Origin of the sequence: Streptomyces sp. IBSBF 3136 (genome assembly GCF_036815105.1) — a bacterium.
Classification (GTDB): domain Bacteria; phylum Actinomycetota; class Actinomycetes; order Streptomycetales; family Streptomycetaceae; genus Streptomyces.
Genome location: NZ_JAJSZC010000269.1, coordinates 1 through 9,568, shown reverse-complemented (window position 1 = coordinate 9,568; position 9,568 = coordinate 1). Strand labels below are relative to the sequence as shown.

The window sequence follows — 9,568 nt, the reverse complement described above, 5'->3', positions numbered from 1 at the left end:
GGGTTCGGGGGCCGCCGGGGGCGCGTGGTGATGGTGGACGGGCAGCTTGTCGCCGGGGCCCGAGGGCTCCGCGGGGGCGGCCGCCCCGGGGGCCGCGGGCACGCCCAGCAGGGCCCGCCCGTGGGCGCAGAGCGCGCCCCGCCCGGTGACGCCGAGCAGTTCGGCCTCCTGCAGGGTCCAGCGGGCCAGCCGGGAGCGCAGGTCGTCGTCGGGCCGCGGACCGCGCAGCGGACGCTCCCAGCGCAGCCGGGCCAGCACCGACTCGGCGGTGGGCGCGGCGCCGTGCGGCAGCCCGGCCAGCAGGGTCAGCACCCGGTGCCGTACCTCGGCCGCCGCCGACCGGTCCAGGCCCGGCCCCAGTGCGGACAGCGTGCGGTCCTTCGCGTCCCGCCCGCCGACCAGACCGGGCGTCCGGGTGGCCGCCAGCCAGGCCTCGGCCAGCCGGGCCCAGCGCTCGGCGGCGGGCCGCTCCAGCCACTCGTCGTAGGCCGGGGTCGCCGCGAACCGCTCGTCGGCCTCGCCGTCGGAGGCGAGCAGGCCCGCCGCGTACGCCAGCTCGATCCAGAAGGCGGCGACCGGCTCGGACACGTCGAGGGCGACGGCCGTCCGCTTCAGGTCGCGCACGCTGAGCCCGCCGGCCCGCAGCACGGCGGGGCCGCCCTCGTCCCAGTCCTTCAGCAGCTCCTCGACGGTGGCCAGCGCGGTGTACGCCTGCCCGGCGGCGGTGGCGTCCACCACCTGGGGACCGTGCACCGCGGCCGGTTCCACCGGGGGCGGCAGCGGCTCGGGCTCGCGGTGGGCGCGGCCCTCGCGCAGGTGCAGGGCGACCTCGCGGGGCAGCACGACCGTGCCGGGCGCGGTGGGCAGCAGCAGGCCGCGGTCCAGCAGCCAGCGCAGATGGGCGGCCGGCTCCGGGGTGACCTGCCCGTACGGCGGCCCCCACACCAGCCGGGACAGCACCTCGAGGGCGGCCTCCGGGGCCCCGGCGAGCAGCGCGGCCATCTTCTCGCGGTGGGTGAACAGAGCGGTGAGCGCGGCCACGGCGGAGACCGAGTCGTGCGTCGTGGTCAGCCCGGCGGTGGTGACGATGTCCTGGATCCGCCCCGGTGACATGCCCGAGGTGGCCTCCTGCACGGTCGGGCCGAGACCCGTCGGCGAAGGGTGCTGCGGGGTCGGCGCGAGCAGTTCCCGGGCGGTGCGCACCAGGCGCAGCCGCTCGTCGTCGCCCCACACGAGGGCCTGTTCGCGCAGAGTGGCGACGGCCCGCGGCAGCGCGGCGGCCACGCCCGCCTCCCCGGCGTCCCCCGCCATCAGTCCGAGCAGCGTTCCGTACGACGCCGGGTCCGGGGCCACCGCCAGCGCCTCAGCGGTCTGCAGCGCGAACCGGTCGAGCCGCTCCAGCGCGCGCAGCACCGAGGCACGGGTGCCGGCGCGGGTGGCGAGCTGGGTGAGGTCGGTGGGGACCGGGGTGATGAGGTCGGGACGGCTGCGCAGGAGCGAGGCCAGCGAGGCGTCGTCCCGCGCGCGGAGCGCTTCCGCGAGGGAGCGGGGGGCCGACGGGGTCGTGTGGGCGCTGCTCATCGTGCCCACGGTACCCGGAGGGCGGCCGGTCGTAGGGGTGTTGCGGGCGGCCCCGCCGCCGCGGGCGGTTCCGGCGGCGGGCCCGGGGGTCGGCCGGGCGGCCGGCGGGGGTCCGTACGCGGTACCTTCGTCCGACGGGGTTTCACCACCGCTGCCCCGGAGGGGTTCCAGTGGGGATCGAGAGCGACCAGGTCGTCTACGAGTATCTGAGCCGCGTCGGGGACGTCGCTCAGCAGCGGCAGTTGCCGTCGGCCACGCGCATGCGGCTGGTGTCCCGGCTGCGCGACGAGATCGACCGGCACCGGGCCAGGACGGCGGTGGACAGCCCCGCCGCGGTACGCCGCATCCTGGACCGGCTCGGCACCCCCGACCAGGTGGTCGAGGCCGCGGGCGGCACCGCGGGCACACCGCAGCCGCCGGCCGCCTCCGTGCCCGCGCAGCCCGAGGCCCCCGAGCCCGCGCCGCGACCCAAGGGGCTGCGCCGGGTCGTGCCGCGGCCGCGTCCCGCCGAGCCGGAGCCACCCGCCCGTCAGGACGCCGCGGCCCCGCCGCACCTGGCCGCCGCGCACGAACTCGGGGACAGCGCCGTCGAGCCCGACTGGTGGCGGGTGCAGGGCAGCTTGTTCGGGTCGCCCGCCGGTGACGAGGTGCCGGGGTTCACCGGCGGGGTGGAGATCCCCGACCTGCTCAGACGCCCCCCCAAGGAGACGGAGAAGGAGCCGGGGCCCGAGGCCCCGCCGCAGGAGGCGGCGGCCGGGGAACCCGCGAAGCCCGCCGCCGGCCGGCGCCGGCTGTTCGCGCGCGCCGTGCCCGCAGCGCCCGCCGTGCCCGCCCGCCGGCTGCTGCCGCGCCCCGCCGCCGGCTGGACCAACCCGCTCCTGCTGCTGGCAGCGGCCGCGCTGGTCGCGGGCGCCGTGCTCGGCAACTGGTTCGCGCTGCTCCTGGGCTGGCTGATCGCCTACGGCTCCCGGCGGCTGACCCCGGCGGAGACCAAGTGGGCCGTGCTCGGCGTGCCCTCCCTGGCGCTCACGGCCGGCCTGGTCTGGCTGTGGGGCCGCGACAACGGCCGCTGGGGCGAGCCCATCGCGCACGGCCACATGAACGACGCCCTGGCCGAGACCTGGCCCTGGGTGGTGCGGGGCGCGGCGGTGGCCTCGGCGCTGTTCCTGGTCTGGCGCTCGCAGCGCAGGCCGTGACGGCCAGGGGGCGCGGGCCCCGCCCCCGTCAGGGCCCGGCACAATGGCCCGCATGACGCTCCCCGCCCTCACCGTCGGCTTCGACCTCGACATGACGCTCATCGACTCCCGGCCGGGCATCCGCGCCTGCTACGTGGCGCTGGCGGAGCGGACGGGGACGTACATCGACGCCGATCTGGTGGTGACCCGGCTCGGGCCGCCGCTCGCGGACGAGCTGGTGAACTGGTTCCCGGCCGGGGAGGTCGCCGCCGTGGCCGACCTGTACCGGGAGATGTACCCGTCGTTCGCGATCGCCGCGACGCCCGCCATGGCGGGCGCGCGGGAGGCCGTCGAGGCGGTGCGGGCGGCCGGCGGGCGGACCATGGTGGTCACCGCGAAGTACGAGCCGAACGCCAAGCTGCACCTCGCCCACCTGGGCATATCGCCCGACGTCGTGGTGGGCGACCTGTGGGCCGAGCAGAAGGCGGACGCCCTGCGCGCGTACGGGGCGAGCGTGTACGTCGGCGACCACGTCGGGGACGTGCGCGGCGCCCGCGCGGCGGACGCGCTGTCGGTCGCCGTGGCCACCGGGCCGTGCGACGGCGAGGAGCTACGGGCGGCCGGGGCGGACGTCGTGCTCGACGACCTGTCCGCCTTCCCGCGCTGGCTGGCCGGTCACCGGGCGGCGCGCCGCGCCTGACGCCGGCCGGCGGCGATCGAGCGCAGCACGCCCGCGCCGGCGACGAGGAATCCGACGGCCATGAGCATGCTCAAGCCGAACATGTAGGTCGGGAAAGGTTTCGCGCCGAAGAACAGCGGTGCCACGGTGACCATGGTGGCCAGGGCCCCGAGGAAGAACACGACGGCACCGGCGCGGATCAGTCGGTCACCGGGCCCGGCGGAATTCGTTTGGGTTTTGTCACGCACCGGACCAGGGTAGTTCCCAGCCCGAGAGAACAACCGGGGGACGTCTTGTCACCCGCCCGAAGACCATTAGCCTTGGTAGCGCTCGGTAGCGCCAGGTATCGGCGGGTCACGGTGGACCCGCCCCGGGCTGTCGAGAGCCGTTTACGAAGCATTTTCCCGACGAGGACGAGGGACGAGGACAGACGTGCCTACCGGCAAGGTCAAATGGTTCAACAGTGAGAAGGGCTTCGGCTTTCTCTCCCGCGACGACGGCGGTGACGTCTTCGTCCATTCCTCGGTCCTCCCCGCCGGAGTCGAAGCGCTCAAGCCGGGCCAGCGCGTCGAGTTCGGCGTCGTCGCCGGTCAGCGCGGCGACCAGGCACTCTCCGTGACCGTGCTCGACCCCACCCCGTCCGTCGCGGCGGCCCAGCGCAAGAAGCCCGACGAGCTGGCCTCCATCGTGCAGGATCTGACGACCCTCCTGGAGAACATCACCCCTGGCCTCGAGCGGGGCCGCTACCCCGAGAAGACCTCCGGCAAGAAGATCGCCGGCCTGCTGCGCGCGGTGGCCGACCAGCTCGACGTGTGAGCCGCCGCCGGCCCCCGGGGAAGCGGTGACCCTCAGGGGAAGGCGAGCGCGTCCGGGCCGAGGGGCGGTACCAGTCCCTCGGCCGCCGCGCGGGTGAGCAGCCCGCGGATCGCCGCGTAGCCGTCCTCGCCGAGGTCGGCGGTGAACTCGTTGACGTACAGCCCGATGTGCTGGTCCGCGACGGCCGGGTCCATCTCCTGGGCGTGTTCCATGACGTACGGCCGGGAGACCTCGGGGTCGTCCCAGGCGGCCCGCACCGACGCCCTGACGGCGTCGGCGATCCGGCCGAGCGCCGGGGCGCCCAGGGAACGCCTGGCGATGATCGCGCCCAGCGGGATCGGCAGCCCGGTGGTGCGCTCCCAGTGCTCGCCCATGTCGGCGAGCTTGTGCAGCCCGTAGTTCTGGTAGGTGAAGCGGGCCTCGTGGATGACGAGTCCGGCGTCCACCTTGCCGTCCCGCACGGCCGGCATGATCTCGTCGAACGGCATGACCACGATCTCGCCGACCCCGCCGGGCAGCGTGTCCGCCGCCCACAGCCGGAACAGCAGATACGCGGTCGACCGCTCGCTCGGCACCGCGACCGTACGGCCCGTCAGCTCGGCGCCGGCCTCCCGGGTCAGCACCAGCGGCCCGCAGCCCCGTCCCAGCGCACCGCCGCACGGCAGCAGCGCGTAGTCGTCCAGGACGTACGGCAGCACGGCGTACGACACCTTCAGTACGTCGAACTCGCCGCGTTCGGCCATGCCGTTGGTGATGTCGATGTCGGCGAAGGTGACGTCGAGCGCGGGTGCGCCGGGGATCCGGCCATGAGCGAGGGCATCGAAGACGAACGTGTCGTTCGGGCAGGGGGAGTAGGCGATCTGCAGGGATTCAGCGGTCATGCGGGTTCCAACTCTCCAATGCGGGCGCGAGCTTCCCGAACCCCTCGGTCAGGGCGGTGAGCGCGTCGCCGATGCGCCAGGCGGCGCGGTCGCGGGGGCCCACCGGGTTGGAGACCGCGCGGATCTCCAGTACCGGCACCCCGTGCGCGGCGGCCGCCTCCGCGACCCCGAACCCTTCCATGCCCTCGGCGAGGGCCGTGGGGTGGCGGGCCCGCAACGCGGCGGCGCGGGCGGCGGTCCCGGTGACGGTGGAGACGGTGAGGACGGTGCCGGCGAGCGCGCCGGTGGCCCCGCACACGACTCGTACGAGTGATTCCGGCGGCCGGTGGGTGACGGCGCCGAAGCCGAGTTCGGTGACCGGGAGGAAGCCGTCGGCGGTCTCGGCGCCCAGGTCGGCCGCGGTGATCGCGTCGGCGACGACGAGCGAGCCGAGCGGCGCGCCGGGCTGGAAGCCGCCGCCGATCCCGGCCGAGACGACCAGGTCGTAGGGGCGGCCGGCCAGGGCCGCGGCGGTGAGCGCGGTGGCGGTGGAGGCGGCGGCGAGGGCCGGCCCCACACCGGCGGCCAGCAGGTCGTACCCCGCGGCCGCGTGCACCACCCGGACCGTCCCGGGCAGTGCGCTCTCCCCGGTTCCGGCGCCGGGGAACGCCCCGGCCACCGCGTTCCGTTCGGCCGGGACCGCGGTGGCTACGAGGACGCGTACGGAAGGCGTGATCAGGCCTTCTTCAGCTTGAAGGACCACAGACCCTTGGCCGGGTTGGTGCCCATCTGGATCGAGACGGTGTTGGTGTTGCCCTGGGTGCCGTACTGGGAGTTGAAGAACGCGCTGCCCGGGATGGTGCGGTACGTCTTCTTGCTGGCGTCGGTGAACTGGCGGCCGTTCACCAGGATCGTCCAGCCGCTGTCCGCGATCTTCGGGTCGACCCCGAAGCGGACCGTCTGGTCCTGGTCCAGCTTGATGGACTCGATGTCGCCGGCGTTCTTGGCGCACTTCGTGAGCGACGCGGCGTCCAGCGCCTTGCCGTCGTTGTAGCAGACCGCCTCGGAGCTGACCGAGCTTCGGCCCACGGTGACGGTCGCGACGGGCGTCGGCTTCTCGCAGCCCGACAGGACTAGCAGTCCGGCGGAAACGGCGCCGGCGGCGGCGACGGCGCGGCGGCGTCGCACAACGGATTGCAGCGTGGTCATGGCCGAAGGCTATCGGGCCCCCGCAGCCCTCTGCCCATGTGGGGTGCGGCGTGCCCGGTTCGTTACGCCACTCGCGCCCGCGTCCGGCCGCCGTGCCGGGCCGAGGCGAGCAGCCCGCGCAGCGTGGTCAGCCACCCGGCGGCCACGATCAAGGCGGCGACGACCAGGCCGAGGGTGCCGTTGAGCGGCATCACGATGCCGATCGCGCCGCCGAACACCCAGGCCATCTGGAGCAGCGTCTCCGACCGGGCGAACGCCGAGGTCCGCACCAGTTCGGGCACGTCCCGCTGGATCAGCGCGTCCAGGGACAGCTTGGCCAGCGCCTGCGCGAACCCGGCGACCGCGGCCAGACAGGCCACCAGGACCGGCCCGAAGAACAGGGCGGCCACGATCGCGGTGCCGAGCGCCACGGCGACGACGGTGACGATGATGATCTCGGGCGCCTTCGACTTCAGCCAGGCGCCGACGGCCGTGCCGAGCGCGTTGCCCGTACCCGCCGCCACGCCGACGATCCCGAGCGAGACCGCCGCGCTCTCGCCGGCCAGCGGGTGCTCGCGCAGCAGGAAGGCGAGGAAGAAGATCAGGAATCCGGACAGGCAGCGCAGGGCCGCGTTGGCGCCCAGGGCGTGCGTGACGGCGGGCCCGACGGTCCGCAGACCGGGGCGCTTGGCCTGTTTCTGTCGCGGTCCGTGCAGATGCTCCTCGTCGGCGGCGAGCAGCGCGAAGTCCTCGCCCTTGGCCGAATCCACCTTGCGCGGCAGGGAGAACGACAGGAACGTCCCCGCCACGAAGATCACGAAGGCGCCGTACAGCGGCCACGGATCCCCGAGGGCGTGCAGTCCCGCCCCGATCGGCGCGGCCACGCCCGTGGCCAGCAGTCCGGCGAGGGTGACCCGGGAGTTGGCCTTCACCAGGGAGAACCCCGGCGGCAGCAGACGCGGCACGACGGCGCTGCGCACCACCCCGTACGCCTTGGAGGCCACCAGCACCCCGAGCGCGGCCGGATACAGCTCCAGGCTCCCGGTCGCCACCGCCCCCGAGATGATCAGCGCCAGCAGCGCACGTGCCAGCATCGCCCCGGCCATCGCCGCGCGGCGGCCGTGCGGCAGCCGGTCGAGCAGCGGACCGATGACGGGGGCGAGGACGGTGAACGGGGCCATGGTGATGGCCAGGTACAGCGCGACGCGCCCGCGGGCCTCGTCGGTCGGCACGGAGAAGAACACCGTGGACGCCAGGGCCACGGTGATCATGACGTCCCCGGCGCCGTTCACCGCGTGCAGTTCGATCAGCTTGCCCAGCCCGGACTCGCCGGCCCCGTGGGCGTGCGTGGCCTTGCGGATCCCGCGCGCGGCACCGGTCACCGGGAAGTGCAGGGCACGGCCCACCGAGCGGACGGCACCGCCGACCCGGCCCGAACCGCCACCCCGAACGCTGCCCCTGTCCGCGGCTGCCACGTCGTTCATAGTGCCCCGAGACACCGCCCGATAGTGCGGTTTGAAGTCAAGCGAGTCGAACGCCGGGCTCGTCCCGCCCGGGCCTCAGGCGGGCGGCCGGGTGTCCGAGGAGCGTCGGACACCGGCCGAAGGTGGACGAATCCGGGTGCGCCGGCGGGTCGGCCGCGACCGGTGGACGGTTCGGAGACATCGCCGCGCAGCGGCGGACTGTCCCCGACCACCGGCGACGGGGTAGCGTGCGTATCTCAGCCATAACGCAGAATGGATGGCAGAGGTGCGCCCGAACGCGATCGGACGCGGACGTCGATGCGGCCCCCAGGTCCGCTCCGTCCGCTTCACCGCCGGAGGCAGCAGCACTCGTGTAGACGGCGTAGGAGAGAAGCGATACCTGTGAGCGCAGCGACAACGCGAAGCCGCACCCCCGACCGCCTGTGCGCCGAGGCCGTCGACCTCGCCCGATCCGCCGCCGAGGAGGCCGCCGCACCCGGGGTGGTCGGCGAGCACGCCGGCCTGGTGTCCGAGGGCGACCGCGTTGTCACGCACTTCTTCGAGTGCAAGGAGCCCGGCTACCGCGGCTGGCGGTGGGCGGCGACGGTGGCCCGCGCCTCCCGCGCGAAGATCGTGACGCTGGACGAGGTCGTCCTGCTCCCCGGCCCCGACTCCCTCCTCGCCCCCGAATGGGTCCCGTGGAGCGAGCGCCTGCGCCCCGGCGACCTCGGCCCCGGCGACCTGCTCCCCACCGACCAGGAGGACCTGCGCCTGGAGCCCGGTTACACGGGCGAGGAGGAGCCGCCGCCGAACTCGATCCTGTCCGAGGACATCGCGGAACTCGCTGAGGCCGAGGACGCCGACGTCACCCCGGGCACCCCGGTCGCCCAGCAGACCGTGCCGGCCCGCGGCACGATCGCCGCGATCGCCGAGGAACTCGGTCTGCGCCGTGCCCGCGTCCTGTCCCGCTACGGCCTGCACGTCGCCGCCGACCGCTGGGAGGAGGCGTTCGGTCCCAAGACCCCGATGGCCCAGGCGGCCCCGGCGACCTGCGGGACCTGTGGCTTCCTCACCCCGATCGGCGGCTCCCTCGGGCAGGCCTTCGGCATCTGCGCCAACGAGTTCTCCCCGGCCGACGGCCATGTGGTCTCCCTCGGCTACGGCTGCGGCGCCCACTCGGAGGCGGCGGTCATGCCCAAGCCGCCCCAGCCGCCCGCGCCGGTCATCGACGAGACCCGGGTGGACCCCTTCCCCCTCCGCCCGTCCAGCGACTCGGGCTCGGTCCCGGCGGCAGGAGACGACGAGACGGCGGAACTCGGCCACTCGTAGGCTCCGCGGACCGGCCGGGTCGGCTCGGTCCGGGTGCCCGACGTCGGCCGGCTGGACCCTGCGGGCCGGCTGGGACAGGCGGGTCGGCGCCCTCCGGGGGCGACCGGACCGCCAGGTTGGGCCGGACCGCCGGGTCGGTTGCCCGCGGGCGGCCGGATCGCCGGGGTCGGCTGCCCCCTCCGGGGCGGCTGCGTCGGGCGGGCCGTCGGGAACACCCGGGCGACCGGACCACACGGGCCGACTGGCCGGCACCCCGAGGGTCTGCCCGGCCATGTTCGGCCGGCTGGGCGAGGCAGGTCGGCCGAGCCACGCGGGCCGGCCGCCACCGGCGGGAACTCGCCCCAGGCGGGGCGCTCACCGGCATCGCCGCCGCAGCGTGCCCGTCCCGGTCGACCCGTACCCTGCCCGTCCCGGCCGACCCGTACCCTGCCCGTCCCGGTCGACCCGTACCCTGCCCGTCCCGGTCGACCCGCACCC

The 9,568-nt window shown here is 75.1% G+C and carries 9 protein-coding genes and 1 pseudogene; 4 read left to right on the top strand and 6 right to left on the bottom strand.

Annotated elements, in window-relative coordinates:
• Positions 1 to 1,581 (bottom strand): annotated as a pseudogene (locus V7E45_RS35580) (DNA-binding protein); the annotation flags it as partial.
• A gap of 170 nt (positions 1,582 to 1,751) precedes the next feature.
• On the opposite strand from V7E45_RS35580, the gene V7E45_RS35575 reads away from it, so the two are divergent.
• Both V7E45_RS35575 and V7E45_RS35570 read left to right on the top strand, forming a co-directional pair.
• On the top strand, positions 1,752 to 2,777 hold the full coding sequence (locus tag V7E45_RS35575) for a hypothetical protein (RefSeq protein WP_333778403.1): 1,026 nt from the start codon (positions 1,752 to 1,754) through the stop codon (positions 2,775 to 2,777).
• Positions 2,778 to 2,820: 43 nt separating this feature from the next.
• The gene (locus V7E45_RS35570) at positions 2,821 to 3,456 is read left to right on the top strand and encodes an HAD family hydrolase (protein WP_333778402.1); all 636 of its coding nucleotides are present in this window, start codon (positions 2,821 to 2,823) and stop codon (positions 3,454 to 3,456) included.
• Here the strand turns inward: V7E45_RS35570 and V7E45_RS35565 are convergent.
• The gene (locus tag V7E45_RS35565; RefSeq protein WP_333778401.1) at positions 3,432 to 3,683 is read right to left on the bottom strand and encodes a hypothetical protein; all 252 of its coding nucleotides are present in this window, start codon (positions 3,681 to 3,683) and stop codon (positions 3,432 to 3,434) included. The two genes, V7E45_RS35570 and V7E45_RS35565, sit on opposite strands and share 25 nt — an antisense overlap.
• 184 nt (positions 3,684 to 3,867) lie before the next feature.
• Between V7E45_RS35565 and V7E45_RS35560 the strand changes: the two genes are divergently transcribed.
• Complete coding sequence (locus V7E45_RS35560) at positions 3,868 to 4,251, top strand: cold-shock protein (RefSeq protein ID WP_333778400.1); 384 nt, start codon at positions 3,868 to 3,870, stop codon at positions 4,249 to 4,251.
• A gap of 32 nt (positions 4,252 to 4,283) precedes the next feature.
• On the opposite strand, the gene V7E45_RS35555 is transcribed toward V7E45_RS35560, so the two are convergent.
• From V7E45_RS35555 to V7E45_RS35540, 4 genes are all read right to left on the bottom strand, one after another.
• Positions 4,284 to 5,132, bottom strand: coding sequence for a 1,4-dihydroxy-6-naphthoate synthase (locus V7E45_RS35555; protein WP_333778399.1), 849 nt, complete (start codon positions 5,130 to 5,132; stop codon positions 4,284 to 4,286).
• Positions 5,122 to 5,874 carry a futalosine hydrolase gene (locus V7E45_RS35550; protein ID WP_333778398.1) on the bottom strand — a complete coding sequence of 251 codons (753 nt, stop codon included), beginning with the start codon at positions 5,872 to 5,874 and terminating at the stop codon, positions 5,122 to 5,124. The genes V7E45_RS35555 and V7E45_RS35550 overlap by 11 nt, the downstream gene beginning before the upstream one ends.
• Entirely contained in the window at positions 5,847 to 6,320 is a 474-nt protein-coding gene (locus tag V7E45_RS35545; RefSeq protein WP_333778397.1) for a DUF2771 domain-containing protein, read from the bottom strand. The genes V7E45_RS35550 and V7E45_RS35545 overlap by 28 nt, the downstream gene beginning before the upstream one ends.
• A 62-nt stretch (positions 6,321 to 6,382) precedes the next feature.
• A complete protein-coding gene (locus tag V7E45_RS35540; RefSeq protein ID WP_333778404.1) occupies positions 6,383 to 7,783 on the bottom strand; it encodes an MFS transporter in 1,401 nt (466 codons plus the stop codon).
• 381 nt (positions 7,784 to 8,164) lie between these two features.
• Here V7E45_RS35540 and V7E45_RS35535 point away from each other — a divergent pair, with 381 nt between their 5' ends.
• The gene (locus tag V7E45_RS35535) at positions 8,165 to 9,091 is read left to right on the top strand and encodes a DUF3027 domain-containing protein (RefSeq protein WP_333778396.1); all 927 of its coding nucleotides are present in this window, start codon (positions 8,165 to 8,167) and stop codon (positions 9,089 to 9,091) included.
• Positions 9,092 to 9,568: the final 477 nt, after the last annotated feature.

Bases quoted from the DNA above. Each gene is read 5' to 3' on its own strand.
- V7E45_RS35545 (WP_333778397.1), bottom strand. From the start codon at position 6,320: ATGACCACGCTGCAATCCGTTGTGCGACGCCGCCGCGCCGTCGCCGCC.
- V7E45_RS35540 (WP_333778404.1), bottom strand. From the start codon at position 7,783: ATGAACGACGTGGCAGCCGCGGACAGGGGCAGCGTTCGGGGTGGCGGT.
- V7E45_RS35555 (WP_333778399.1), bottom strand. From the start codon at position 5,132: ATGACCGCTGAATCCCTGCAGATCGCCTACTCCCCCTGCCCGAACGAC.
- V7E45_RS35570 (WP_333778402.1), top strand. From the start codon at position 2,821: ATGGCCCGCATGACGCTCCCCGCCCTCACCGTCGGCTTCGACCTCGAC.